Below are 25,115 nucleotides of genomic sequence, written 5' to 3' on the forward strand. Positions count from 1 at the left end.
TCGGCTTGAGGAAAATCGGATTGTAGAGATTGATCTGCTGGCTCATAGCGTCTTCTGCTCCACTCTGAGGCTCAAGCCGAGCGAGGTGAAAAACCTGGCTTGCAGCTTCCGTGCCGCCAAGTGAGGCACGGCGGAAAAATCGAACACGGTGCTCAGCTCCAGGAGTTCGGGATTCAGGTCCAGGTTTTCGGCCAGATAGCGCAACAGCTCGTCGAGCTCGGCTTCGCCCGGCACAAGGAAGAACCGGCTGATCGGCAGGCTCGCGAATTGGCGCCGGAAGTGGTCGAGCGAGCGCTGCACTTCCAGGGCGATCTTTTCGAAAAGCTGATCTGTTGTCGCGGCGTCGGCGATCGTCAGCTCGGCGGACGACACATCGAAACGCCGGGCGAGATACAACTCGCCGCCCGCCGTGAAGGTCAGCAGCGCGCCGCGAGCGTCGAAGGCCAGCATGACCAGGGCGCGGCCGGGCTGCTCGGCCAGCGCGGCGATATTGCGCTGCGCCAGCTCCGGCACGTCGATCGCCTTGAGCGGGAGCTTCGCGACTTCGAAGCGCTCCTGCATCGTTCGCACCTGGCTCGACTGCGCCACGATGGCGTACATGATCTGCTTGCGTCCTTCGCCGGTGCTGGGAATGTTGAGGACGTCGACGATCGCGTTGTCGATCGGGAAGTCGATCATGTCGCGTATCAGCCAAAAGATGGCGGATTTGAGTTCGTTCTTCGGGACGTTCGGCGCTTCCACCGGAAGCATCTGATACGTGCCGGCATCGATGCAGGTCGTCAGCTCGTACTGCTCTCCCTGCCAGCGCTTCGACAGGCTGGCCAGCAAGTCAGGCACCGAGCCTTCCAAGGCATGCGCCTCCGCCAGGGTGACCAATGGCCGGCCACCCTTGCGCTGCACATGCGTCACGCAGCAGCCCTGCTGGTCCAGGGTGATCGCGCGCCACCCCTCAAGCCGCTTCCGTTTCCCAAAAATATTCATTGATCCGGTACCTGTTGTTTCCGTTCTTTGCCCTGATGTCGCTGCATTGTTTGGCCTGTTTCCGTCATTGCACGATCTCCCGCCATCCCTGCACGCCCCCGCCCTTGGTGCGCACCCGTCCGCCAGAGGGAAGGCCAGCGCTGCTCGCAGGGACCGCCACGCCGGAAATCGCATAGTCCGATCCCTGCGAAGGCCAGCGCATCGTCACCGTCGTGCCGGGCGCAACGCTCGGGCAGTACGTTCCCTGCCCCACCATGTTGCCCTTCCCGTTCCAGGCCGCCGTGCGGCCGGTGCAGACGGACGCGTCGAAGCTCGCCAGATTGCCGTTCGATGCCAGGCCGATGTTGTCGACGACGAGCGAATAACGGGTGCTGTTGGTGGTGACCGACGGCGCGATGGGGTTGCCGGTGTCGCTGCCGCCGATGCCAAAGCCGGTCAGCACGGGTGTCGAGCCGGACATCAACACATCGGACACGTCGATATAGCCGACCAGCAGGTAGAACTTGTTGCCGAAGGTCGATCCGCTACCGATGGAGAGGTTGAGCACGCCATTGTTAAGCGAGCCGCCCGACGGCGGATTCATGATGTAGAAGGTCTGCGCCCAAATCCGGTTGAGGTTGCCGTTACAGTTCGACGAGGGAGACGAATACAGCAGGCTGGCCGGCACCGCGCTGTAGGTATTGCCGTCGGAGCCGGTGAAGCTCAACGTGGAAACCGACCAGGTCTGGTTGCAGCTGGTGCCGCTTTTCCACGCAAGGTTGACCAGCACCATGGTCGTTCCCGCGGCGACGGTATGGGTCAACCCGGAGATGGGGCCGGAGGTCGCGGTGGGACTGACGAACTGTGACGCATTGACGCTATTGGCCGTGCTGACGACCGACGCTTGAATACTGCGCGATGCGCCTCGCACCAGGCTGCCGCTTCCACTGGTGGTCGACCCTGTGATACTGACCACGCACACGCCGCTCGTGTATGAAACGTAGGAGATCGACGCCATGCCGCTCCCCAGCATGGACACCGACGTCTCGCCAATGGAGGAGGACGTCGTTCCGGCATCGCACGCGGCTCCGCCGGCGAAGCGCGCCGCCGCCCGCTCCGCGGCCGACTCGGCGATCAGCAATGCTTGCGCCCTGTCGTCGGTGTCGACAGCGTTGCGATTGACGCCGCTGCTCAGGGACAGGCCGGCCTGCACCACGGCTGTTAAGAGGAACAAGATCAACAGCGTCACGGCCAGGCTGACGGCGCCTCGTTGAAATTTCCTCGTAATTGGCGTGTTCATGATTTCCACGGCTAATTCCGCACGGCGACCCAGCTCTTCATCGAATAGGTCTTCGATGTCACGTCCGGATCGTAGGTGACGAGCGTTATGGAGAGGAAGCGCACCGTGGACTGGGTACAGGTGAGTTCCGTGAAGGTCTTGTCATAGCAGGTCACGGCGAAGCTGCTGACATTGGTCAGCAGCGGCGCCGTCACTGTCGATGTCGACACCGCGGCTGCCAGATAGCCGAGATTGAGCGTGCTTCCCGATTTCGTCAGTGTCACTGTGGTGCTGCCGATCAGCGAATCGTTGCGGGCGAACGTGAGGCTGTTGGTGGGGCTGGCGACAGGACTGATGGTGGTGATGGGAAGCGTGAGATCCCGAAGCTCGAACCCGATGCGGTCCATTGCGTAGCGCAGCGCGTCTATCGATGCGACCGCATTCCGCGCGCCGAAGTAGGCATTGAGACTGGCCCGCGCAACCGGCGCAAGCAGGCCGGCGAGCACGCCGATGATGGCAATGGCGGTAATCAGTTCGATCAGGCCGATGCCGGATGCGCGCTTGTCCACCGGCCGCTCCTAGTAACTCACCAGCAGCATCGCCAGCGAGGAACTCACCCCCGATGGACAGGCTGCGGTGGTTCCGGCGCAGGACACCGTGATGGTGACCTTGCTGCAGGTGCCGCCGCTCGGGCAGCCATCCGTGCTGGTGGCGGCAGCGGAGGTGACGCCGGGCGTGTTGTAACCGGTCTCGGCAACCGCCGGCGCGGTTGAGCAGGCGTTGGTGACGCTGGCGTCGCCATAGGCATTGAGCCGGCGCAGCACCATCATGCGTTCGGCGCAGGACTGTGCGATCTGCGTCGCCTTCTGCATCGCTTCCGCGCGCAGCAGGCCGCTCTGCAGATTCGCATAGAGATTCGTGATGCCGGTGAAGCCCAGGCTGAGCAAGGCGATCACGAAGATGAGTTCCACCAGGGTGAAACCCGGTTGCGGGCGGCTCGCCATGTCAGCTCCGCTCCGCCAGGCCGGAAACGGGACGGACATACACCGAAAGGCTTTGGCCCGATACGGTGATTGTCAGGGTTTTCGCTGGATTGGCCGTCAGCATACTGGCCCACACGTACGAAGAACCGCTTGCCGAATAGGTGCCTGGCCGACCCGCCGTGTCGAAATCGACTGTCGTGTTCGCCGGCGCGATGAGCGCCTGGTCCAGCGTCACCTGGTAGCTGCTGCCGGTAGTCGGGTTGATTGGCGTCGCATTCACCGCCGAACAGAGATTGCCCGATGACTGAGCCAGGCATACAACCTGGTAGGCATTGCCCGATGCATTCACCGAGAGACGAAGCGGCACGCCTGCGCTGATGGCCAAGGCCTGGACCTGGCTCAAATCGCGCCGCAACTGGTCCGCCTGCGCCGCCAGCGTGCGCTGCGCACTGTTGGCATTGACTTTCACCATGGTGACCGCCGCGAGCACGCTGACGATGACGGTAACGAAGATCAGCTCCACCAGGGTGAAGCCGCATCGTTTCCGCCGCACGCAGGTCGGGCTCGTTCGGGATCTCATGTCAAGGGACAAGGTCATCTGCCGGGTCAGGCGCTTGAAAAAAGAATCGGGCGTCCGGAACGGAAGCCCTCAGGCGAACGCCAACGATCAGTTCGGAGACGGAATGGAAATATCCGACGGCGCCGCCACGATTGCAGCGGTGCCGGTGCCGGTCGCGGATACGGTGAAGGCCAGGTCGGCGGAGCCGTCCAGCTTCTTCACGCCCGGGCAGGTGATGCTGCCACTGCCGGCGGTGCAGGTCGGATCGGTTTGCGCGACGATTTCGGCGATGCTCGGCGCCGACTTCTTTGCCGAATAGGCAACCGCCCAGGCGGCCTTCAGCGAGGCGAGGGTCGACTTCTGGGCGGCATCATTGGCTGCCTGCTGGGAGTTGCTGAACTTCGGAATCGCGACCGCGGCCAGGATGCCGAGCACGACGATGACGACGATCAGTTCGATCAGGGTGAAACCGGCTTGAACGGCCTTGCTGGTGTAGCGCTTGGACATGTAAAACTCCTTTGAGAAATAAAGATCACTGCGGTTTAATTGAGCCACTTAAGGGCGTGCTCATTCCTACCTGCCCTGGACATTCGTCAGCTGGCTCATGTCCCACATCGGCACGAAGACACCGAGCGCGAGCACCAGCACCAGCACCGCCATGAAGGACAGCATCAGCGGTTCGATCTTGGTGGAGAGCATCTTCAGCTCGTGCTTCACTTCGCGCTCGTACATGTCGGCGATCTCGTTCATCAAGCCGTCGATATCGCCGCTTTCCTCGCCGACGGCGATCATCTGCAGTACGATGGGCGTGAACACGCCGGTCGTCTTCGCCGTCTTGAGGATGGTTTCGCCCCGCTCCACGCCGTCGCGCATCTGTTCGACCGCGCTGCCGATATAGCTGTTGTCGACCGTGCGCGAGACGATGCTCAGCGCCTGGCTAGCCGGTATGCCGCTCTGCTGGGCCAACGCCAGGCTGCGCGCGAAGCGGGCCATGACCGCCTTGTGGATGATGGGCCCGGCAATCGGAATGCCGAGTTTCGCCTTGTCCCATGTGTAGCGGCCATCCTTGGATTTGACCCATGCGTTCCAGCCGATGACCGCAAGCAGGGCCAGGCCGAGCAGGATAGGCCAGTTGTTCGTCATGAAGGACGAGCTGTTCAGCAGCACCCGCGTCATCAGCGGCAGTTCGATCTTGGCCTTGGAAAAAATCGTCGCGAACCGGGGGATGACCATCAGGTTGACGACGCTCATGGCGCCGATCATCGCCAGCATGACGAACTTCGGATACTGCAGCGCCGCCTTGACCTGCTCCCGCATGCTGCGGTCGAACTCCAGATAATCGTGCAGCCGCGGGAAGATTTCCGACAGGCGCCCGGTGATTTCTCCCACTTGCACCATGCTGATGAAGTAGCTCGAAAACACCTTGGCATGGGCGCGCATGGCCGCCGACAGCTCCTGGCCGGCGTTGAGCGACTCGCGCAGGTTGCCGATGACGCGGCCGAAGGACTTGTTGGTCGCCGAATCGCGCAGGCCGTCGAGCGCCTGCATGATCGGCACGCCGGCCTTGAGCAGGGTGTACATCTGCCGGCAGAACAGTTGCACGTCCAGCGTCGTCACCGGGACATCGGTCAGCTTTTCCCACAGCCTGCCGCTCTCGCTCCTGGCCTTTTCCAGCTTGATGTCGATGGGAATGGCGCCGATGTTCACCAGGTAGGCGGCAACTGCGCCGCTGTCGGCGCCATCGACCACGCCTTGCATCAGCTCGCCGCGGGAATTCCTTGCGCGGTAATGGTAGGACGCCATCTCAGAACACCGCCTGGTTGCTGACCGTCATGGCCTCGGCAATGGTGGTTCGACCTTGCCTGGCCAATTCGGCGGCATGGCGGCGCAGGTTCAACCCGGCCATCTGGCGCTCGGCGGCTTGAATGAATCCAGCGTGATCTTCGCGGCTGGCGATGTCGGCCAGCGCTTCCGTCATTTCGAGCATTTCGTAGACGCCGATCCGGCCGCGATAGCCGCTGCCATTGCAGTGCGGGCATCCCCGTCCCTGAGCGTATGTCTGTGCGGCCCCGTCGCCAAGAGTAGCCTTGAGCCATTCGCGTTCGGCGACGCTGGGTTCGCAGGGCTCGCTGCAGGCATCGCAGATCAGTCGCACCAGCCGCTGCGCCATCACCACCTGCAGCGCCGAAGCCAGGATGTACCCGGGAACGCCCATGTCGAGCAGGCGGTTGGGCGTGCTGATCGCGTCGTTGGTGTGCAGCGTCGAGAACACCAGATGGCCGGTGAGCGCCGCCCGCATGCCGACCTGCGCCGTTTCCTCGTCGCGCATTTCGCCTATCAGCACCACGTCCGGATCCTGGCGCAAGGAGGCGCGCAGCACGCGGGCGAAGGTGAGATCGATCTTGTCGTTGACCTGGACCTGATTGATGCCGGGCAGCTTGTACTCGACCGGATCCTCGATGGTGATCAGCTTGCGGTCGGATGTATTCAGCTCCGAGAGCGCGCCGTACAGCGTCGTGGTCTTGCCGCTGCCGGTGGGGCCGGTCACCAGCACCAGGCCGTTGGGGCGGTGAATGATCTCGCGAAAGCGCTTGAGCATCGACTCCGGCATGCCGATCACATCCAGGCCGAGTATGCCGCGCGACTGGTTCAACAAGCGCATCACCACCGATTCGCCGTACTTGGTCGGCATGGTGGACATGCGGACGTCGATCTGCTGCTGGCCGACCCGGATGTTGAAGCGGCCATCCTGGGGCAGACGCTTCTCGGAAATGTCGAGGCCGGCCATGATCTTGAGGCGCAGCGCCAGGGGCGCCGCGATGCGCAGATCGGTTTCGGTCTGCAAGTGCATGACACCGTCGATGCGCAGCCGGATATGCAGTGCCGACTCCTGCGGCTCGATATGCACGTCGGACGCCTGGACCTGAGAAGCGTCGTCGAAGATGGTCTGCAGCAGCCTCACGACCGGCGCCTCTTCCAGCCCGACGCCGCCGGCGTCGCTGAAGCTGATCTGCGTCTCGCCGACTTCCTGCTTCAGCTCGCGCGCAGCGTCGCTGATCTCTTCGGTTTTTCGGTAGATGCGGCTGATGGCCTGGAAAAGCGCTTCCTCCGCCACGACCGCCAGCTCGATATCCTTCTTCAGCAGCCGCGCGATCTCGTCGTACACGAAGAGATCGGTGGGATCCGCCATGCCCACCAGGGCGCTGTTGCCGCGATCTTCGAGCACCAGCGCCCGGTACCGGCGCGCCCGCATTTCCGGCAGCTGGCGGACGACCTCGGGATTCAGGTTGTAGGTCTTGAGATTGATGTAGGGAATGTTCAGCTGCCGCGTCATGGCGCGGCAGATGTCATCCTCGGAAACATAGCCATTCGCGATGAGGACCTGGCCGAGCTTGCGCCCGGACTCCTTCTGCTCGGCCAGGGCCAGACGAAGCTGCTCTTCCGTCAATACCTTTTGCTGCAAAAGGATTTCGCCAAGTCTTACCTTTTCAGGCCGTGCCATGCTCGCTTCCCGACTCAATAGATTGGAACCGTATGGTTCGCCGATTTTGTGAGAAACAGTTTCATCGCACCAAGCTTTTCGGTTGTTTCCCTCGCTTATTCTACCCAAGGTGAGATTGCTGATCAGAATTATGTTGAGCTACCTCAACTCTCCGGCCTTCCCTTCGCGGGAATTCTGGTGTAATCGAAAAGGAAAGTAGTCAGGGGGGCTTACCAGGAAAATGGTATTGCTCCGTACACCTTCCTCACTTTTCCCTATGAAAAGCGGATTCCAGGCGCGAATCCGCATTCGGTGAAGATCCCGAATGCGCTAAAGCAGCACGAAAGGGTAAAAAGGCGCGAGGCGAGGATTGATCGTCCCGGTCGAGTGGTTTTGACGCCACAATCAGGATTTCAGGCAGATGGGAGCCGGGGGAAAGGACATCCTGAAATTTCCCACCATGCGGCAGGCGACCCGATGGCGCGGGCGACTATGGCGGTTTTCCGGCACCTGGCGGCGCTAGCAGGATGTGGCGCCCTGATGAGAGATGGCGAAGGAAAAGGATTCTGCTTCTGCTGGTTGCAAACGAGCGTTTGCAATCAAATCACCCGAGTAAAAAGACGGTGAATGCGGCCATTGCGACTGCTTTAGGGCAGATGCTCACGCGCTGCTGCGTAGTACATCGAATCCAATTTGCGAAGCGCCGCGAAGAGACCGGATTCGGTCGAAACGAAACTGAAACTATCGTGTCCGCGCGGCGAACGGTATATCGCGAACTTGACCCGTTTGGCGCCGCCCCAGCCTGAGCCGGCGTCGATCTTCAGGACCATGAAGTCGTAGCCGAGGTTCTTGGACTCGATGTAAATGACTCCATCGCTCAACGCCGCGCCATACTCGGCTGCAGGAATGGCCGCGGCAGGCTGCAGGTCATAGTGCAGGATCTCCTGCCTTTTTTGCGCCGCCAGGTGGCGGTAGACGTCTTGTTGTTCTGCGCCCGTCACCGGATGCCGGGCCATGATGCTCAAGATGTTGACGGCCCGTGTGAGATCCTCGCCTTCCACGAATTCATGAGCGGACAGCCCCATGGAAACCTTGCCTGCCCTCGACAAATGCGCCTGCGCTGCGGCAGCGGGCAAGGTTTGTGTATCGCGGGAATCAGACATGCGAGTCTACCTTTGGCTTATGCGGTACTCAGGCGGAATTCAAAGACAAGACCAGCCCTGGGCTTGAAATATCTTGAACACGACCGCGGTCGATGCGGCTTTGCAATTTATCTTCGTTATTACCGAAATGCAAGTTATTTCCAATTAACGGTTTTGCTTTGCTTTTCGGACAAAAAAGCATACCTTACCAATAGTTGTCCGCATGGCTCTTTGTTAATAGACCATTTTTGGGAATTTCGCCATACGGATAAGTTTTACTGATGGGATGGACCTCCCCTGTGTGTTGTTTCAGGGGGCAATCCTAGCCAGCCGCCGCCTTTTTTTCAGTCGATCTCAGAAACTGGAAGTTGTTCGGTAAAGAAAAGGTTTCCCAACGATGAAACCAATTAGCTATTCCTTCTCCTAATCCTTTGAAATATTGCTTCTTTGCTGATGAAATATCGGGTAAACCGGTTAAATCCAGCCACTAAATTAGTATCCTAAGCGTTGAAATGGTATATTGGTCGCGAGCAACATTTTAACCAGCAGTTTCGCCATGATCGAGTCACCCAGTCCCGTTACCGTCGCCATCGTTGAAGACAATCCGAAGTACCAAGCCTTTTTCACCGAGGCGGTGAAGTCGGATACACGCTTCCAGTTGATGGGAACGGCGGGCAATGGCGCCGAGGCCAAACGCCTGGCGGACCACTGCAGGGCGCGGCTGTACCTGGTCGATCTCGGGTTGCCCGACATCAGCGGCATCGAAGTGATCCGCCACATCAGCGACACCCAGCCCGAGGCGGATCTGATGGTGATCAGCATGTTCGGCGACGAGGACAACATCATCGCCAGCGTCGAAGCCGGCGCCACCGGATATCTGCTGAAGGATGGCAGCCGAGAGGAAATCGTTGAATCCATGCTCGCCATCCTGCAGGGTGGCTCGCCGATGAGCCCGATGGTGGCGCGCAAGCTGCTGTCTCGCTTCCAGGCCAAATCGGTTCAGGCTGCGGCTTCCCCGGCGCCGAAGGTGTCCGCCACGTCGACTGCTCTCACCGCGCGCGAGGTGGAAGTGCTGCGGCTGCTGGCCAAGGGCCTGACTTTCGATGAAGTCAGCACCTCGCTCTTCATCTCCGCCCATACCGTGGCGCAGCATGTCAAGAACACGTACCGCAAGCTGTCGGTGAAATCCCGCGCCGAAGCCGTGTACGAAGCGGCGCGCGCCGGCATCATCGAGATGTGATCCGTGGCCCTGCGCCTGCTCGCCTTCCTGTTCCTGCTGATACTGCCCTTGCGCGCCGCGCTGGCGGCCGAGGCAAGCCTGGAGCCGGTGCGCGTGCAGCATGGCCAGATGCTGATATCGGAGCGGGTGACGCCTCCGCCCGACAATGCCAGCTGGGAACCGGTCAGCCTTCCCTACCGCTCCATCAAGCCGGTCGACCCGGATCTCATCACCTACTGGTTCCGGACCGAATTCGAGTACCGGGGCGATCCGAACCTGCCGCTCTGGATCTTCTTTCCCAAGCTGCGCAACGGCGGCGACATTTTCCTCAACGGCAAGCGGCTGGCCAGCCTCGGCACGTCCGACAGCGCAACCCAGATCCGCTGGTTCCGGCCGTTCATGATCGACATCGCCCCCGCCCTGCTGCGGGAAGGTCCCAACCAGATCGCCATCCGCTTCGCCGCCCGCGACCCGCTGACGAGCTTCGGCGAATTCAAGCTGGGGCCGCGTGAAGCGCTCGAAGCGGAATTCGACACCGTCATGGCGTGGGAAACCACCAGCCGGCAGCATGCCGCCGTGCTCTGCCTGTTCGTCGGCGCCTTCGCCCTGGTGTTCTGGCTGCGCCGCCGCTCGGAGCATCTTTACCGCTCCTTCGGCATCTGCGCGCTGCTGTGGGGCTTGCGCACCGTGGTGCTGTTCATGCCGGAAGTGCCGATGGCGCACTGGACGCTGTGGCGCCTGGCCTACTACTTCACCACCGGCGGCTTCATCGCCTACATCACCCTGTTCCTGCTGCGCTTCAGCGGCTACCGCAATGTCTGGCTGGACCGGTCCATCACCGGCTACTGGCTGCTCGGCATGCTGTGCTTCATCGTGCTCGGGAAGACGGCCCGGCCCTTCATGGACATGGCCTGGCAGCTCGGCTTCCTGCCGCTGGTAGTGTTCGCCCTGTACCGGGTGGTGGTGCTGGCGCTGCACCACCGCACCGTGGCCAACATGGCGATGCTGCTCACCACCCTGGCTTCCATGGGCTTGTCGCTGCACGACTTCGCGGTGCAAAACGGCTGGTTCCGCTGGTCGGAAATCTACCTGCTGCACCTCGGCATCCCGGCTTTCCTGATCGCGATGCTGTGGGCCATGCTGGACCGGTTCATCGGATCGCTGGAACTTGAACAGGACATCAACGAGCGCCTGTCCTTCCTGGTCGCGGTGCGCCAGAGCGAGCTGGCGACCCAGTATGAGCAGATGAAGCAACTGGAGCGGCAGCATGCCGCCACCGAGGAACGCCAGCGCATCATGCAGGACATGCACGACGGGCTCGGGTCCAAGCTGCTTGCGGCGCTGATCACGGTGCGCGACGGCCAGGCCTCGCGCGACGACATCATCGCGCTGCTGCAGGAAACCATCGACGAGATGCGCCTGGTGGTGGGCTCCCTGTCGCCGGAGAACCCGGACCTGCTCGGCCCGCTGTGGGACTTCCGCTTCCGCATGATGCCGCGCCTGGCGCGCATCGGCCTCAAGCTGGTATGGCGCACCGAGAACCTGCCGGAAGTGCTCAACGTCAGCCCCTACACCGGGCTGCATGTGCTGCGCATCATCCACGAGGCGACCACCAACGTCATCAAGCATGCGCGGGCCGACACGCTTTGCATCAGCATCATCTATTCGGGCACCGCTCTGGAGATACGGGTGGAGGATGACGGCGTCGGCTTCGTCCAGGAAAACAAGCCGCAGGGCTTCGGCATGCAGAATATGCGCAGCCGCGCGGAAAAGATCGGCGCGTTCCTGGACGTGGAATCCAGCGAGCGCGGCTGCCGCATCAGCCTGAAGCTGCCGCTGCAGGAGTTGCCATTGCCCCAGCCGATTGCCGCCTGACGCGGTGGCACGTTTCGCTGCGCCCTTTCACCTGCATCAATTCCGCCGGCAGGCATGGCGATAGAATGCCTGCTCTCTCAGGCCAGGGCCTTTCCTCCATGAATATCGAACAACGGCAGTTCCTCGAGGTCGTCGACCGCACCCCGCTGGTGTCCATCGACCTCGTCATTCGAAACGAAAAGGGCCAGGTGCTGCTCGGCTACCGGCTCAATCGCCCGGCGCAACATGCCTGGTTCGTGCCTGGCGGCCGCATCCGGAAGAATGAACCGCTGCAGGAAGCGTTGCACCGCATTGCCCGGAACGAGGTCGGCATCGCGCCGGGCCCGGGCCGCCTGATCGGCGCCTTCGACCACCTGTATCCGGACAACTTCGCCGGCGAACCGGGCGTGTCGACGCATTATGTGGTGCTGGGTTACGAGTTCGCGCTTCCGGCCGGCGCCGCGCTGACGATGGATGACCAGCATTCAGCACTGCGATGGTGGGACGTGGATGCGCTGCTGGCCAGCGACGAGGTGCATGCGAACAGCAAGCTGTATTTTCGGGAGAGTCCGGGGAATGGGTTGAGGGTGGGAGCGTAGCGGGGGTTTCGCGGAGCATTGCTCTGCGCGAGCGGAGCCGGGCGGAGCGAGGGTTTCGCAGAGCATTGCTCTGCGCTCGCGGAGCCGGTCGGGCATGCAGGCCCGACCGTGGGGGAGGTTGAAGCATAAAGAATATCCCCTCACCTTCAAGGGGAGGGCTAGGGGCGTAGCAGGGGTTTCGCAGAGCATTGCTCCGCGCCTGCGCTGCCAGCAGCGCTTGCAGGCGATGACGGCTTCGCAGGCGGACAGCATGCTGTCCGAATTCCCTGCTGCGCCCCCAATCCTCCCCCTGAGGGGGAGGGATGTTCCTTTATGGCTCGGCCTCACCCACGGTCAGGCTTGCAAGCCTGACCGGCTGCGCAGGCGCGAAGCAGTGCTTCGCGAAACCCCTGCTTCGCCCTGCTGCGCCTTGCTACGCCGCCACGGCAAACACACTCACCGTTTCCTGCAGCCTCCCTGCCTGATCCTCCAGTGCCCGTGCTGCCATGGCAGCCTCTTCGACCAGCGACGCGTTCTGCTGGGTGAAGGCATCCATCTGCGAAATGGCGGCGCGGATCTGGTCGATGCCGCTGCTCTGCTCGTCGGTGGCCAGGGTGATTTCGGACATGATGTCGGTCACCTTGCGAATGCTGTCGACGATCTCCTGCATCGTGGCGCCGGCCTGGTCGACCAGCCGGCTGCCGGCGTCGACCCTGCCGACCGAGTCGGTGATGAGCGACTTGATTTCCCGCGCGGCGGCGGCGCTGCGCTGGGCCAGGCTACGCACTTCCGCGGCCACCACCGCGAAGCCCCGGCCCTGCTCGCCGGCCCGGGCGGCTTCGACCGAAGCGTTCAGCGCCAGGATGTTGGTCTGGAAGGCAATCCCGTCGATGACCCCGATGATGTCCATGATGCGGCGGGAGGAGTCGTTGATCGACCCCATGGTCTCGACCACCTGCGCCACCACGCTGCCGCCGCGCTGCGCCACTTGCGAGGCGCCGGAGGCGAGTTCGTCGGCAAGCTTGGCGCTGCTGGCGGTTTGCCGCACGGTGCCGGTCAGGTGTTCCATGGTGGCGGCGGTCTGCTCCAGCGAGCTGGCCTGGGATTCGGTGCGCGCCGCCAGGTCGGTGTTGCCCGCGGCGATCTGGGAGGAGGCGCTGACGATATGCTCGGCACCGGCACGGACTTCGCCGACGATGCGCCGCAGGCCCTGGTTCATTCCATCGAGCGCGCGCAGCAGCTGTCCGGCTTCATCGGTGCTGTCCGCCTCGATGCGCTGGGTGAGATCGCCTTCGGCCACCTTGCCGGCGATGCCGACGGCGCGGCCGAGCGGACCGGTGATGGAGCGGGTGATGCCCCAGGCAAAAACCAGGCTGAAGATTACCGCAAGGCCGCCGATGACCATCAGCATGACGCTGCCGGTGCGCTCGCTGCCATCCACGCCCTTGGCCAGTGCATCGATGCCGGCAGCCTGATGCCGCGCCAGCTTGCCGATGCTGCCGATGTAGCTTTCCACCGCCGGCGTCAGCCGCTGCATGACCAGCGCCAGGGCGGCGTCGCGGTTGCCGGCCTGCTTTTCCTTGAACACGGCGTCTCGCGAGGCGAGGTAGGCCTTGCGCATGTCGGCGATCTCGGCCAGCAGCAACCGTCCCGCATCATCGCGGATGGATTGCTCGAGCTGTTTCTGAATCTCGGAGATGGCTTTGCTGGTGACGCTGATCTGCTCCTGGAAATACTTGTCCGTCGCGCCGTCGTTGCTGCGGGCCACCGCCAGGGTACGGGTGCCGTTGACCCGGGTGAGCGCGTACCACTCCGCCACGAGTCTTTCCTTCGCAAGTTCTTCCTGAACCATGTGCCGCGTCAATGCGCCGACGGTGCGCAGCTGCCAGATGCCGGCCGCAGCCATGGCGGTCAGCAGGAGCAGCACGGTAAAGAATCCGATGCCAAGGCGGGTGCCGATCCTCAGGTTACCGAACTTCATTTGCGTCATCCTCCGTGTCTTTATGTCTTTATCGTTGTCTCGAATGGCCATTCCAGGCTGAGGCAGGTCGTTTTCCCTGGCGGTCAACATGTCGCCCACCCATGTTTCCATTCATCAACTTATAGTAATCTACGATCAGAACGCTGCCAACAAAACTTGCCAATGGATTCTTTGTTTTTTCGGGACCATCAAGAAACGGAGCGTGCTGCCGTAACCAAGGGCACGGCTTTTCCTTTCGCGAGGCCTGTTGCCGGTCCGGCGGCGCGCGGTAGAAGCCATGCAATACCAACGAATAGGAAAGGCTTGCGGCGCCGATTCCGGCGCAGCGCCCTTCCGGTTTATCGACATGATTAGATTGCTGTCCCGCCTGTTGCCTGGCCATCCGCTTTCCATGGCGGAGGAAACCGACTTGCCGGACGACGAGGCTGGTTCCGAGGAGGAAGCGCCTGCCACGCAGACCTCTTCTCCGGGCATCGAGAAATTGCCGAGCGACGCCTGGCTCAGGATTCACCGCATCAATGCCGCCTTCGGCAACTGGCTGCTGACAGGGCATCCCTACGAAGGCCTGTTCATCAATCCGCTCGAGCAGCGCCTGGTCGATGCGGTCGCGGCGCTGGCGAACGGCAGCGAGCCGGTGGCGCACCGGGTGCGGCGCCTGCCCGGGGTGATACCGCAGTTGCTGCAAAGCCTGCGCAGCGACGATTTCTCCGGCGCGGAACTGGCCCGCAAGATCAGCCACGATCCGACACTGGTGGCGGCGGTGGTGCGGCTGGCCAACAGCAGCTACTACCACCTGCGCGAACCGATCGCCAGCATCCAGCATGCGATCCTGGTGATCGGCCAGGATGGCTTGCGGCAGCTGATCACCAGCGTCGCCTTCCAGCCCATCATCGATTTGCGCTCCGGCTACTTCACCAGGATGATCGCTCCGCGCCTTTGGATGCAGTCCGAGCGCTGCGCCCTCGCCTGCCGCCTGCTCGCCACGGAAGCGGAACAGGACCAGTTCTCCGCCTTCCTGGCCGGCCTGATCCTGAACGTCGGCCTGACAGTGTCGCTGCGCCTGGTCGACAACCTTGCCCAGGGCGACCAGGACATTGGCTCGGAAGCCTTCTGCCAGGCGATCGCGTCGCACGCGCGGCGCCTGTCGGTGCGCATCGGGCAGGAATGGAAATTTCCCGAGGAAGTCATCGTCGCCATCAGGGAGCAGGGCGACGGCGGCGGCATGTCGCCGCTCGGGCGCATCCTTGCCTGCGGCGACCGCCTGAGCAAGATGCTCCTGCTGTCGCAGGACAATCTGCTGGAACCGCAGGACGCGGCGTATTTCGGCGCCCTGCCGCCGGGCGAAGCCGCCTGCCTGGAAGAATTGCGGCAATTGCAGCTCAGCCTGCCGGGACTGCAGGCGCTGTCTTCCTCGGCACGATAGCGCTGTTCCTTCAACCAGCAACGGACCGTTTCACCGAACCTGCGTGAAACGGACGGCAGCCATCTCAGCCAATTCCCGGGAAATGGGTTTCCTCGCCGGCAAACCGGGCATCACTATCCCGCCCGAGCAGTTCCTCGATCTCCTGCACCCGGCGTGCCGGCACGTCGGCGATCATCAGCACCCTGCCCTGCTCCAGATCCGGCTCGAGCGCCTTGATGCGGGAGTTCGGCAAGAACACCGCCACCATGCCCGCCAGCCAGCCGCCGATCACCAGTCCGATCAAGGTGGATACCAGCATGATCAATCCCTTGACGAAGGTCCCGAAGAAGGGAAAGTCGGCGAGCGAGACGCCGATGCCGAAGCCGATGATCGCTCCGGCCAGCATGCCGAGTTCGGCGCCATGGACCACGTCGGTCGTCTGCAAGGCGGAGGCGCGGCGCAAGAAGCCGGGCAGGCTCTCTCGCCGGCTGAGGAAGTGAATGCGCCGGTCTTCGATGCGGTTGAGCAGCAGCAGGTCGCGCGCACGGCGCGCGGCGGCGACTTCCGGATAGAGATAGAACAGGCGATGGCGCATGCTTTTCTCCGAGTCTTTTCATGATCCTGCGCCCCATGCCGCTTCGCCAATACGATTCCGGTCCGTTTGACATATGTCAAGTTTTTAAGCCGCTTCTGACCTACTTTGGAGCGTGTTCCCACTTCGAACGGGAACCCAGTGCCCGCCCGAAACAATTTCATCCGGAGGACCGCGCATGTCGTACAGGACGATACTGGTGCATGTCGATGATTCGACGCATGCGCCCTCGCGCATTGCGCTGGCTGCGCGAATCGCCCGCGTGAGCGAAGGCTCGCACCTTGTCGGCGCCGCCATGACCGGCGTGTCCCGTTTCGTCTATGGCGACGCGCTGCCGCAGTCGCGGCGGGATGCGATGCTGCCCTTTGTCGATCAACAGGTCGAACTGCTGGCGCGCCAGGCACAGGACAGCCTCGACCGCTTCGAGGAAATCGTGCGCGGCGGCGATGTGAGTTACGAGCCGCGGCTGGTGAACGACGACGTGATCGGCGGGCTGGCGCTGCATGCGCCCTATTGCGACGTGATCGTGCTCGGCCAGTACGATTCCGACGATCCCGCGTCCATGCCCTACGGCGACCTGCCGGAGAGCGTGGCCATGGCCAGCGGCTGCCCGGTGCTGGTGGTTCCGCATGCGCGGGCGGCCAATGCCGGCGCGCAGGGTTTCCTCGACAACGTTCTGGTGGCATGGGATGCGAGCATCGAGGCGACGCGTGCGGTGCACCAGGCGCTGCCGCTGCTGAAGGCGGCGCGGCAGATCCAGGTGGCGGTATTCAATGCGCAAGGGAATGAGGATGCCCGTGGTGTCGATCCGGGCGTGGACATCGCGCTTTTTCTGGCGCGGCACGGCATCCGCGTGGAAGTGGTGCAGCGGCGGGCGGGCGGCGACATCGGCGAGGCGCTGATCGGCCTGGCTGCCGAACGTGGCAGCAGCATGATGGTGATGGGCTGCTATGGGCATTCCCGTTTCCGGGAAATCCTGCTCGGCGGCGCTACCCGTACCGTGCTGCGCGACATGCGGATTCCGGTGCTGATGGCGCATTGAACGCTGTGCCGAGCGCCGAAGGTGTTTCGGTCTCACTCGCGCCCCCTTGACGCAACTCAAGGCGCGACGACGCAGGGCTCGCAATCTAACGCTTTCGCCGCGCCGGCCATCGACCCCGGGCGATGCTGGTCCGACACACTACGGAGGCTTGACATGGCTAACCTGCAGGAAATGATGCAACCCCTGGTCCAGAACCAGATCAACCGCTCGCGCCGCTACGCGCTGGCATGGATCGACGGCATGGAGCGCATCAACCGCGTCATGCTCGAAGCAGCGGACGAGGCGCTGCATCGGCAGCTCAAGCTGTCGACCTCGGTGATGACGCCGCGCACCGCCTCGGAACAGCCCGGCGCCGCTCTGAATGCCATGAACGGCGCGGCCGACATGAGCACGCCGCTGCAGTACCAGGCGCGCATGGTGGCGGCACTGGTCGACATGCAGCAGGCGATGATGGATACCATGCGCGAGGACCTGGCGCAGAGCACGCGATCGGTGCAGGACCTGAGCGCCGGCGCCGTCGGCCGGGCGCAGGAAGCGGCCCCGGCGACGCCAGCCGACATGTTCAGCATGTGGACTTCCGCCTGCCGCAACATGGCGCAGGGCATGAACCAGGCCATGAACCAAGGCATGCAGGCAATGACGTCGATGGACATGGGCAAGGCGGCGGACGCAGCGTTCGGCAGCAGCATGGCGGGCGCGGCGAAAGCCGCCGACAAGCGCGGCCGCAACGGCAGGACGCATTGACCTGGCGGTCGCCGGCATGACGGCCTGGCAATGCGGGCCCGGCCGCCTGCATTGACGGGTCGGCAAGTCTGCCCTGCCCGCCGGCTGCGTTCGCGCCCGCGCCGGCTTGTCCTTTCGATATTTCCGGCCGCCGTTCGTTGACGGCCGATCAAGCCTTTTGCCGCGAACCGGCCCAAGCGCGCCATCAGGGGCAGGTTTCGCCGTCTGCTCCTGCCTTTGTGTTGCCACATTTCACGTAATCTTCCGGCTTCGTTCATTCAACGTCGTCGATTTTCTCCAAGCGGCAACGAGATGTTTTATACTGTACACCCATACAGCAGTGGCGCAGGATCAGCAGAAATGAAAGGCTTCGAAGGTTACAAATTGCAGGCGGTGCAGCAGCGCCTGCGGCTCCAGATCAACACCATCGTCGAGCGTCATCGCACCGCCGGCGTTCCCCTCACATGGAAGCTGTTGCACGAAATCGAAAGGGAAGCATTGCAGGCCCTGGAGCAGGCAGGCGACCTCGGCAGCACCTACCGCAGCTACATCCGGCGCATGCGCTCCTCGCGCTGGGGCTACATCCCCAAGCTCGACGAACCGGCGCAGCTGGCCGGCCATAAGGACCTGCCGGTCGCGGTCACGCTCATCCATGAAGCGTACCGCTCCTGTCACTGAGCCTGGCGCCTCGTCATCCCGGGCCGCGCTGAGCGCCTGCCCATGACTCCGGCACTCGACATCGAATTCGGCGACGCCAACCTCGTCGATACCAACGGCACCGGCTGGTTCGTCGGTTTCGGCGACTGGCTGCGTTCCCCCGGCGCGGCGCTGCGCCACATGCCGGCCGAGGCCGCCGTCCGCGGCCTGTGCATGAAATGGGGCATCCACCGTCGCGGCGACACGCTCGGCACCGGCAAGCCGGTGAGCGCGGGCCGCACTTTATCGATGCTGGTGAGCGAGCATGGGCGCTTCCGGCTGCAGTTTTCCCCCGATCCAGCGTTCCCGCCCGGCGAGACGGTGGAACATGCATTGAGCCGACATGGGCAGTTCTGCGCCTGGGGCGCGGGCATTCACCATCGCTGGTTCGTGGACGAGGATTGCATCATCCTGACGCTGCGCTGGACTCCGGCCAGCTGACCCGACGGTTGAAGCGCAAACAAAAAGGCCGGACACATCGCCCGGCCTTCCATCCCTTCCGCCTCACGCACGAGTAGCGAATTACTGCGTCGCGCAGCTATAGCTTTCCGCCTTGTTCACATCACCGCTGCCCTTGTACTTCGGCCAGTTCGGATACTCGCACAGCGGCCGGGTGCGGCCCGGCACGCCGGCGGTGTCCGCCACCACCTGGGCGCCCGGCGGGATGCCCTTCTCCACCCACCAGCATATCGTCACGCCCGTGCGATCAGGCTGGCGCGGCGGCGCTCAGGGGCAGGCAGATGGTGATGCACAACCCTCCCTCCGCCGCATTGGCGGCACGGATGGCGCCGCCGTGCGCCTTGACGATGCGTTCGGCGATCGCCAGGCCCAGACCGAAGCCTTCGGCCGACTTGGACGAGGCGCTGCTCTGCACGAAAGGCCGGAAGATGGTCTCGAGTTCGGCTTCCGGCACGCCCGGGCCGTGGTCGCAGACGGTGACGCAGGCCTGCCCGGCCGCGGCATCCCGCTCAACCCGGATGCGCACGGCCGTGCCCGGCGCGGTGTAATGCATCGCATTGCGCACCACGTTTTCGAGCGCGCTGTGCAGCAGCTCGGCGCCGCTGCGCACCATTGCCTGGCCGGCTTCCTCCAGCCGGATATCCTTGCCGGCGGACTGCGCCTCGAAGCGGGCATCCTCGGCGATGACTTCGGCCAGCTCGTTCAGGCTGACTTCTTCCCGTTCCACGCCGGCGCCGCTCTCCAGCCGCGACAGCGTCAGCAGCCCGCCGATCAGCGCATTCATGCGGGCGCTCTCGCGCTCGATGCGGTCGAGCGATGCATCCACCCTTTCCGGCCGCTGCCGCGCCAGGCCGATGGCCACCTGCAGCCGCGCCAGCGGCGAGCGCAGTTCATGCGACACGTCATGCAGCAGGCGCTTCTGGCTGTTCATCGATGCCTGGAGCTGCGCCGCCATGCGGTCGAAGTCGCGGCCGAGGTCGTTCAGCTCGTCCCGCCGCCTGCCCATGGCGGGGCCGATGCGCGCCTCCAGATTGCCCGAAGCGGCGGCGTCGAAGGCGGTGCGCAGGTTGCGGATGGGCCTGGCGAAATGCCGCGCCAGCAGCAGCGCCGCCAGCAGGCTGGCGAGCATCGCGTACAGCACCGGCATGTAATGAAAGCGCGGTCCGGGGCCAGGGCCGGGACCGCCCGGGCCGGGCGGCCGCGGGCCGCGGAAGTCGCCGAGCAGCGGCCCGCCCGGCCGCATGCCCGGCGGCGGCTCGTGCCGCTTCAGATACACCAGCCAGCTGCTGCCATCCTTGCCGTGCAACTGGCGCACGCCGCCGCGGTCGTCGCGGCCGGACGTCTGCCGGAGGGACGCCAGCAGGGCCGCATCGACCGGCCGGCCAAGCAGATCGCGCCCGTCGGCGTCGAGCGCGAACATCTGCTCCCGCCGCTGCTGCTGCAGCAGGTCGCGCAGGGCGTCGCTGCCGCCGTAGCGCAAGGCGATCTCGGCGGCATCGAGCGCCATGCCGGCGCGCGGGCCGGATTCGATGACTTCGGCATGCCGGGCGGCGTCGCGGTCCTTGAGCCAGATGGCGCCGCTGATGCCGAGCACCGACACCAGCTGCGCCAGCCAGATCAGGATGAAGAATTTCCAGAACAGGCGGCCCACGCTCAATCCTTGATCAGCAGGTAGCCTTGGCGGTGCACGGTATGGATGCATGACCGGCCGTCGGGCAGCGTGCCGAGCTTCTGCCGCAGGCTGCTCATGTGCACGTCGATGTTGCGGTCGAAGCGCGCCAGCGGACGGCCCAAGGCTTTTTCCGACAGCTCCTGCTTGCTCACCGTCCTGCCGGGATTGCGCAGCAGGACTTCGAGCAGGTTGAATTCGGTGCTGGTCAGCTCCACCTGCCTGCCGCCCCAGGCGGCGCGGCGCTGCTCGGGCCACATTTCCAGCAGGCCGAAGGCGAGCTGGTCGGCGCGCCGCTCTTCCGGTGCAGGACGGGCGCGGCGCAGGATGGCGCGGATGCGCGCGCTCAGCTCGCGCGGGGTGCAGGGCTTGGGCACATAATCGTCGGCGCCCATTTCCAGGCCGAGGATGCGGTCGGTGTCATCCCCTTTGGCGGTCAGCATCAGCACCGGCAGGTGACTGTCGCGGCGCAGCTGGCGCAGGGTCTCGACGCCGTTCTGGCCCGGCATCATGACGTCCAGCACGGCGATGTCGTAGCGGCCGGTCAACGCTTCGCGCAGGCCGCTGCGGCCATCGTGCTCGGCATGCACCGCGTAGCCGTCCTGCTCAAGGTACTCCCTGAGCATCTCCACCAGCTCCACGTCATCATCGATCAGTAACACCCTGTTCATGTCTCTTTCCAGCGCTGTCTTCACGGCTGCATGATACCGGCACCCGCTTTTCCCTCCGTCGTAGCGGGGGCTTTCTTTACCGAAATTTGCACTTCCTTTACCGGCATTTACCCGGTTCTCTTCCACACTGATGGCGCATTGGAAATGGCTTAACGCTTCTTTACCGATCTTTACGCCGCGCCTTGCCAAGTTCTTCCAGCGCGGGTCGTTACCAGCCATGCAAGCAAGCAGCAAGCAATGTCGCCAATCCATCACTTCAGGGAGGTTCAATGACCGTCGACGGCTTATCCAGTTCAATCGCCGCGCTTTACCAGACCAGCCGCGCCAGCGGCACCAGCCAGGCCGGCAGCAGCGCCGGCATGCAGGAGATGGACGGCAACCGGCCGCCGCCCCCGCCCGGCGGCGGCTTAGGCAATGCCATCATGCAGGCGTTGTCCAGCCTCGGGATCAATGTCGGCTCCGGTGCGGACGACGCCACCAGCGCCTCGTCCGCTGGCGACAGCACCACCGGCACGACATCCACCGACGGCAGCCAGAGCGTTTCCACCTCGCTCGGCAGCTTCATGCAATCGCTGATGCAGGCACTGCATGCGCAGGGCGCGTCCGAATCGCAGGATGCCGCGGCGCAGCCGCAGGAAAGTGAAAGCAGTGACGGCGCCGTACGCGGGCATGGCCATCATCACGGCGGCCCGGACAAGATGCAAGCCGACCTGCAAAGCCTGATTCAGAAGCTGTCGAGTGCATCGACCTCTTCCAGCGACGGCACATCGAGCACCGACGGTGATGCGGCCACGACCGAACTCGAGCAAAGCTTCCAGTCGCTGGCGAGCGCCCTGGGCGCCTCCAACGCTTCCGGCAGCAGCGCCACGCTGAAGGATTTCCTGCAGGCGCTGCAGAACAACATGCAGGACTTTTCCCGCAGCGGCAACCTGGTGAACACCTCCGCCTGATCGAAGGACGAGCCCGCGCATCGTCATCCCGGCCGGCCGCTGCGCGATGAAAAAAGCCACGCGGCCTGAGCGGCGTGGCAAGCTCCGCTGCGTCAGCGGTAGCGGGGAGACGTCGGAGAGAAAGGGATGCAGCCTAAGGTCACGCTCCCGGCGCACCCGGCGGCGCACGTCGCTCGTGTCCTTCCTGCGGGCGGGACATGCGTGGCATGCGCTCCATGCGGGCGCGCTGTTCCGCGGTGAGCAGGGCCAGTATCTGGCTGTCGCTGCGGGCGCGCATGAGTTCGATTTCGGTGGCGGAACGCGCCAGCGCATCGGCAAGCTGTTTGGCACGGCCTTCGCTGTACTGGCCCGAGCGCACCAGGTCGGCCAGCGCCTGCCGCGCCTTGTCGTGCGCCTTCTGCTGTTCGCGCAATTGCGGCGCCTGCGCATGCAGGATGGCGAATACCTTGTCGCGCTGGGCTTCGTCGAGGTTCAAGCCGCGCAGGTAAGGCGGCATGCCGCCGAAAGAATCATGTCCATGCGCCATGCCGTGCATGGCGGGCGGCGGAAGCGGCAGCGACGGACCGGCTCCCTGTGAAGGCTGCGGTCCGGGCGCCGACTGGGCAGATGCGAGGACAGGCATTGCCAGGGCAATGGTGACGAGAAGGTGGCGCACGTTTTTTCCGGGGGTTGTCATGAGAGGCTCATTTCTTGGTATCGGCTGCACCAGCGCAGCCCATGGAAAGCATTGTGCCCGCCGCTGCCGTTAAGAGATGTCGGCGCCGTGTAAATTCGCGTAAAGGCGCCTGCGCGGCGTCAAGGGGGTTGCTGAATTCCTCCATAGCGAAACCACCACTCTTCGTAACGGCAAAAAGAGCCTTGGCGGAAGACAAGACCCACGCCGTGCTATCGGCCCATTACCTAGGCGTCGAAGCCATACGCATTATTTCTTTGATGGGACTGCCCATTCACCGTCGTCTGTTTGATGTCAGGCCACCAATGGTTCAAGCACAACCCATGAAAAATATAAGTGTTTTATGGGATTCGGGGCGAAAACCTGCTCGCATATGATTTCGTCATGAGGGCGATATGTGTCCGAACTCGCTTTCAAAGCGCCGGCTTATCCCAAGCCCCTTTTCAGCTTTGAACTTGAACAGTGAACTAGGCTTTACTGAAGCGAGCTTGCTCTTCTTCCGACCGACTTGCCAACGCTTACAGCCTTTAACATCAGATTACGCTATAGCCACCATGTTCACCGAGGCTTGCGTGGATGTATGAGGAGCGAAGCGCAGCAGGAGAGGTCAACAACGTAACTGGAGTCATTCAATCCATGCTCTTCCCAGTCACTTACGAACGAAAACGGGACCGCGCCACTAAAGTTGGCTTTATCGATGCCCAAGGGAACCAGGTCGTGCCTCCCAAATACGATTACATTGGCAACTTCAGCGAGGACCGCTGTGCCGTCGAGGTGTATTTGGACATCAGCGAAGAGCACGACCGGTTGCGCGGCTTCATCGATTCGAGCGGTCGCGAGGTCGTTCCTCTGAGGCCCAGCTACTTTCACACCGATTTTTCCGAGGGCTTGGCTCAATTGGAAGACCCTGAGAGTGGCAAGGTCGGTTTTATCGATTCATGGGGCCGGTTTGTCATTCCCCCTCAATTTGAGTGTGAATACGAAGGGGAAGTCTGCAAAGGGTTTTCCGAAGGCCTGGCAGCGGTCGCTTTTGCCGACGGCATGGGCTACATCGATCGCCAAGGCAGGGAAGTATTTGGCCAACGCTTCGACGATGCCGGTCGTTTCAATAATGGTCTGGCAGTGGTGCAGCCTTTGGGAAGTGCTGCTGAAGACGGGTATTTCATTGACAAGTCCGGCCAGAGATTAATGACCGTACCCTGCGTCATACCCTATCGGAGCCCGGGATTCCAGAATGGCCTTTGCCAGGTGAGGATAGCCACTGGCGAGTCTGAATGGCGCTTCAAGACTGGTTTCATCAATACGTCGGGCGAACTGGCTTTTGACAACGTGTTCAACGTTGCCGGAGATTTCAATGAAGGTGTCTGTGTGGCGGACAGAAGGTGGGAGATCAACTCACAAAACGTCTGGAAAAAGGGCGTCATCGATACTCAAGGCAAGTGGATAATCAAGCCGATCTTCGATGACATCGGCAGCTTCAACCATGGTCTATCCACATTCAGCCTGAACGGCAAATATGGTCTCATCAATATCGAAGGCGAGATCGTGTTTGGGCCTTGGTACCACCATATTCAGGATTTCTCACGACACATGAATCGCAGCTTCGGCGTCAAGTGCTCCGAATTGGTTGCGCTTACTCCTGCATTCCCGGTCAAACCACGCAAACTCAGTGATGCACGCATGTATATCGACAGGTGCGGCAGCATTGTTTGCCCGACCGAAAAGCGGGTCAATGAATTCGAAAAATAAGGCGTTACCGGCACAGTGTTAAACCTCGATCTGCCGCTGCGCGCCAACACATAGGATAGCTGGCTTGCATTGAATATCCGGACGTAGGGCCGGTTATCGCCATAGGCGATGTCAGCCACAATCGCCTCGACCGCAATGCACCTCGCCTGGGTCCGTTTGATCAGGTCGATGGCCGTCGCGGCTTGGTACGGGAGGCCGGGTCTTGCTTGCCGCCTGGCAGACGGCATTCAGGCGCATTCAGGCATGCAGGAAACGACATGCAGGGGGTTAATAAGGTTGCTCATTGGCTCGCGGTGTAGTGGCGGCCAGGAAGCCATCGTCGATGTTGCCAACCAAATCCAGGTACCGGGGCGCCACATGGTCGGTGAAGCAGTTCTCCTTGCGGTCGCCCGTATCATCGATCACCAGCACGCCATCAGACGCAAGAGCAATCAATCATTCCCTTTCAACACA

25 protein-coding genes and 1 pseudogene are annotated in these 25,115 nt (G+C 62.9%); 10 read left to right on the top strand and 16 right to left on the bottom strand.

The features are described from left to right. Positions 1-42 precede the first annotated feature (42 nt). From CHB88_RS12480 to CHB88_RS12520, 9 genes are all read right to left on the bottom strand, one after another. Positions 43-981, bottom strand: a complete 939-nt coding sequence (locus tag CHB88_RS12480) for a type IV pilus biogenesis protein PilM (RefSeq protein ID WP_089399665.1) — start codon at positions 979-981, stop codon at positions 43-45. Between the two features lie 64 nt (positions 982-1,045). Next, complete coding sequence (locus tag CHB88_RS12485) at positions 1,046-2,269, bottom strand: hypothetical protein (protein ID WP_143131240.1); 1,224 nt, start codon at positions 2,267-2,269, stop codon at positions 1,046-1,048. Positions 2,270-2,271: 2 nt separating this feature from the next. Then, on the bottom strand, positions 2,272-2,808 hold the full coding sequence (locus CHB88_RS12490) for a type II secretion system protein (protein ID WP_089399667.1): 537 nt from the start codon (positions 2,806-2,808) through the stop codon (positions 2,272-2,274). A gap of 9 nt (positions 2,809-2,817) precedes the next feature. Beyond that, positions 2,818-3,243: a type IV pilus modification PilV family protein gene (locus tag CHB88_RS12495; protein ID WP_176442441.1), complete on the bottom strand. Its 426-nt coding sequence runs from the start codon at positions 3,241-3,243 to the stop codon at positions 2,818-2,820. Between the two features lies 1 nt (position 3,244). Continuing rightward, entirely contained in the window at positions 3,245-3,820 is a 576-nt protein-coding gene (locus CHB88_RS12500; protein WP_089399669.1) for a prepilin-type N-terminal cleavage/methylation domain-containing protein, read from the bottom strand. 69 nt (positions 3,821-3,889) lie between these two features. Beyond that, a complete protein-coding gene (locus tag CHB88_RS25865; protein WP_089399670.1) occupies positions 3,890-4,288 on the bottom strand; it encodes a type II secretion system protein in 399 nt (132 codons plus the stop codon). Between the two features lie 66 nt (positions 4,289-4,354). Beyond that, complete coding sequence (locus CHB88_RS12510; RefSeq protein ID WP_089399671.1) at positions 4,355-5,584, bottom strand: type II secretion system F family protein; 1,230 nt, start codon at positions 5,582-5,584, stop codon at positions 4,355-4,357. A 1-nt stretch (position 5,585) separates the two neighbouring features. Then, on the bottom strand, positions 5,586-7,283 hold the full coding sequence (locus CHB88_RS12515) for a GspE/PulE family protein (RefSeq protein ID WP_089399672.1): 1,698 nt from the start codon (positions 7,281-7,283) through the stop codon (positions 5,586-5,588). A 626-nt stretch (positions 7,284-7,909) separates the two neighbouring features. Beyond that, positions 7,910-8,425: a hypothetical protein gene (locus tag CHB88_RS12520; RefSeq protein ID WP_143131241.1), complete on the bottom strand. Its 516-nt coding sequence runs from the start codon at positions 8,423-8,425 to the stop codon at positions 7,910-7,912. Between the two features lie 535 nt (positions 8,426-8,960). On the opposite strand from CHB88_RS12520, the gene CHB88_RS12525 reads away from it, so the two are divergent. From CHB88_RS12525 to CHB88_RS12535, 3 genes are all read left to right on the top strand, one after another. Further along, complete coding sequence (locus CHB88_RS12525) at positions 8,961-9,644, top strand: response regulator (RefSeq protein ID WP_089399768.1); 684 nt, start codon at positions 8,961-8,963, stop codon at positions 9,642-9,644. Between the two features lie 3 nt (positions 9,645-9,647). Beyond that, the gene (locus tag CHB88_RS12530) at positions 9,648-11,498 is read left to right on the top strand and encodes a sensor histidine kinase (protein WP_089399674.1); all 1,851 of its coding nucleotides are present in this window, start codon (positions 9,648-9,650) and stop codon (positions 11,496-11,498) included. Positions 11,499-11,596: 98 nt separating this feature from the next. After that, positions 11,597-12,076, top strand: a complete 480-nt coding sequence (locus CHB88_RS12535; RefSeq protein ID WP_089399675.1) for a GDP-mannose mannosyl hydrolase — start codon at positions 11,597-11,599, stop codon at positions 12,074-12,076. Positions 12,077-12,488: 412 nt separating this feature from the next. Here CHB88_RS12535 and CHB88_RS12540 read toward each other — a convergent pair whose 3' ends face one another. Continuing rightward, complete coding sequence (locus CHB88_RS12540) at positions 12,489-14,036, bottom strand: methyl-accepting chemotaxis protein (protein WP_089399676.1); 1,548 nt, start codon at positions 14,034-14,036, stop codon at positions 12,489-12,491. Between the two features lie 346 nt (positions 14,037-14,382). Between CHB88_RS12540 and CHB88_RS12545 the strand changes: the two genes are divergently transcribed. After that, a complete protein-coding gene (locus tag CHB88_RS12545; protein WP_176442444.1) occupies positions 14,383-15,459 on the top strand; it encodes an HDOD domain-containing protein in 1,077 nt (358 codons plus the stop codon). Positions 15,460-15,523: 64 nt separating this feature from the next. On the opposite strand, the gene CHB88_RS12550 is transcribed toward CHB88_RS12545, so the two are convergent. Continuing rightward, positions 15,524-16,033, bottom strand: coding sequence for a hypothetical protein (locus CHB88_RS12550; RefSeq protein WP_089399678.1), 510 nt, complete (start codon positions 16,031-16,033; stop codon positions 15,524-15,526). 175 nt (positions 16,034-16,208) lie between these two features. On the opposite strand from CHB88_RS12550, the gene CHB88_RS12555 reads away from it, so the two are divergent. The 4 genes from CHB88_RS12555 (at position 16,209) to CHB88_RS12570 (ending at position 18,932) form a co-directional block, all read left to right on the top strand. After that, entirely contained in the window at positions 16,209-17,072 is an 864-nt protein-coding gene (locus CHB88_RS12555; protein ID WP_089399679.1) for a universal stress protein, read from the top strand. A 153-nt stretch (positions 17,073-17,225) separates the two neighbouring features. Next, positions 17,226-17,816, top strand: coding sequence for a hypothetical protein (locus CHB88_RS12560; protein ID WP_089399680.1), 591 nt, complete (start codon positions 17,226-17,228; stop codon positions 17,814-17,816). Between the two features lie 339 nt (positions 17,817-18,155). Further along, a complete protein-coding gene (locus CHB88_RS12565) occupies positions 18,156-18,473 on the top strand; it encodes a DUF2471 family protein (RefSeq protein WP_089399681.1) in 318 nt (105 codons plus the stop codon). Positions 18,474-18,515: 42 nt separating this feature from the next. Continuing rightward, on the top strand, positions 18,516-18,932 hold the full coding sequence (locus CHB88_RS12570) for a hypothetical protein (RefSeq protein ID WP_089399682.1): 417 nt from the start codon (positions 18,516-18,518) through the stop codon (positions 18,930-18,932). An 81-nt stretch (positions 18,933-19,013) separates the two neighbouring features. Here CHB88_RS12570 and CHB88_RS12575 read toward each other — a convergent pair. The 3 genes and pseudogenes from CHB88_RS12575 to CHB88_RS12585 form a co-directional block, all read right to left on the bottom strand. Beyond that, positions 19,014-19,172: pseudogene (locus CHB88_RS12575) on the bottom strand (tannase/feruloyl esterase family alpha/beta hydrolase); the annotation flags it as partial. Positions 19,173-19,197: 25 nt separating this feature from the next. Further along, positions 19,198-20,601 (bottom strand): ATP-binding protein, encoded by a 1,404-nt coding sequence (locus tag CHB88_RS12580; RefSeq protein WP_089399683.1) that lies wholly within the window; start codon positions 20,599-20,601, stop codon positions 19,198-19,200. 2 nt (positions 20,602-20,603) lie between these two features. Next, positions 20,604-21,290, bottom strand: coding sequence for a response regulator transcription factor (locus tag CHB88_RS12585; protein ID WP_089399684.1), 687 nt, complete (start codon positions 21,288-21,290; stop codon positions 20,604-20,606). Positions 21,291-21,559: 269 nt separating this feature from the next. Here CHB88_RS12585 and CHB88_RS12590 point away from each other — a divergent pair, with 269 nt between their 5' ends. Then, positions 21,560-22,240 carry a hypothetical protein gene (locus CHB88_RS12590; RefSeq protein WP_089399685.1) on the top strand — a complete coding sequence of 227 codons (681 nt, stop codon included), beginning with the start codon at positions 21,560-21,562 and terminating at the stop codon, positions 22,238-22,240. Between the two features lie 139 nt (positions 22,241-22,379). Here CHB88_RS12590 and CHB88_RS12595 read toward each other — a convergent pair whose 3' ends face one another. Then, positions 22,380-22,916 (bottom strand): Spy/CpxP family protein refolding chaperone, encoded by a 537-nt coding sequence (locus tag CHB88_RS12595; RefSeq protein WP_089399686.1) that lies wholly within the window; start codon positions 22,914-22,916, stop codon positions 22,380-22,382. Positions 22,917-23,549: 633 nt separating this feature from the next. On the opposite strand from CHB88_RS12595, the gene CHB88_RS12600 reads away from it, so the two are divergent. Then, positions 23,550-24,662: a WG repeat-containing protein gene (locus tag CHB88_RS12600; RefSeq protein WP_176442445.1), complete on the top strand. Its 1,113-nt coding sequence runs from the start codon at positions 23,550-23,552 to the stop codon at positions 24,660-24,662. Between the two features lie 267 nt (positions 24,663-24,929). Here CHB88_RS12600 and CHB88_RS25600 read toward each other — a convergent pair whose 3' ends face one another. Further along, entirely contained in the window at positions 24,930-25,097 is a 168-nt protein-coding gene (locus tag CHB88_RS25600; RefSeq protein ID WP_245844944.1) for a hypothetical protein, read from the bottom strand. Positions 25,098-25,115 lie beyond the last annotated feature (18 nt).

Source organism: Noviherbaspirillum humi (genome assembly GCF_900188095.1).
Taxonomy (GTDB): domain Bacteria; phylum Pseudomonadota; class Gammaproteobacteria; order Burkholderiales; family Burkholderiaceae_D; genus Noviherbaspirillum; species Noviherbaspirillum humi.

Coding starts and splice junctions, on each gene's coding strand:
- CHB88_RS12480 (WP_089399665.1), bottom strand. CDS start 981: ATGAATATTTTTGGGAAACGGAAGCGGCTTGAGGGGTGGCGCGCGATC.
- CHB88_RS12495 (WP_176442441.1), bottom strand. CDS start 3,243: ATGGCGAGCCGCCCGCAACCGGGTTTCACCCTGGTGGAACTCATCTTC.
- CHB88_RS12500 (WP_089399669.1), bottom strand. CDS start 3,820: ATGACCTTGTCCCTTGACATGAGATCCCGAACGAGCCCGACCTGCGTG.
- CHB88_RS25865 (WP_089399670.1), bottom strand. CDS start 4,288: ATGTCCAAGCGCTACACCAGCAAGGCCGTTCAAGCCGGTTTCACCCTG.
- CHB88_RS12510 (WP_089399671.1), bottom strand. CDS start 5,584: ATGGCGTCCTACCATTACCGCGCAAGGAATTCCCGCGGCGAGCTGATG.
- CHB88_RS12515 (WP_089399672.1), bottom strand. CDS start 7,283: ATGGCACGGCCTGAAAAGGTAAGACTTGGCGAAATCCTTTTGCAGCAA.
- CHB88_RS12520 (WP_143131241.1), bottom strand. CDS start 8,425: ATGTCTGATTCCCGCGATACACAAACCTTGCCCGCTGCCGCAGCGCAG.
- CHB88_RS12525 (WP_089399768.1), top strand. CDS start 8,961: ATGATCGAGTCACCCAGTCCCGTTACCGTCGCCATCGTTGAAGACAAT.
- CHB88_RS12535 (WP_089399675.1), top strand. CDS start 11,597: ATGAATATCGAACAACGGCAGTTCCTCGAGGTCGTCGACCGCACCCCG.
- CHB88_RS12540 (WP_089399676.1), bottom strand. CDS start 14,036: ATGAAGTTCGGTAACCTGAGGATCGGCACCCGCCTTGGCATCGGATTC.
- CHB88_RS12545 (WP_176442444.1), top strand. CDS start 14,383: ATGATTAGATTGCTGTCCCGCCTGTTGCCTGGCCATCCGCTTTCCATG.
- CHB88_RS12550 (WP_089399678.1), bottom strand. CDS start 16,033: ATGCGCCATCGCCTGTTCTATCTCTATCCGGAAGTCGCCGCCGCGCGC.
- CHB88_RS12555 (WP_089399679.1), top strand. CDS start 16,209: ATGTCGTACAGGACGATACTGGTGCATGTCGATGATTCGACGCATGCG.
- CHB88_RS12560 (WP_089399680.1), top strand. CDS start 17,226: ATGGCTAACCTGCAGGAAATGATGCAACCCCTGGTCCAGAACCAGATC.
- CHB88_RS12565 (WP_089399681.1), top strand. CDS start 18,156: ATGAAAGGCTTCGAAGGTTACAAATTGCAGGCGGTGCAGCAGCGCCTG.
- CHB88_RS12570 (WP_089399682.1), top strand. CDS start 18,516: ATGACTCCGGCACTCGACATCGAATTCGGCGACGCCAACCTCGTCGAT.
- CHB88_RS12585 (WP_089399684.1), bottom strand. CDS start 21,290: ATGAACAGGGTGTTACTGATCGATGATGACGTGGAGCTGGTGGAGATG.
- CHB88_RS12590 (WP_089399685.1), top strand. CDS start 21,560: ATGACCGTCGACGGCTTATCCAGTTCAATCGCCGCGCTTTACCAGACC.
- CHB88_RS12595 (WP_089399686.1), bottom strand. CDS start 22,916: ATGACAACCCCCGGAAAAAACGTGCGCCACCTTCTCGTCACCATTGCC.
- CHB88_RS12600 (WP_176442445.1), top strand. CDS start 23,550: ATGCTCTTCCCAGTCACTTACGAACGAAAACGGGACCGCGCCACTAAA.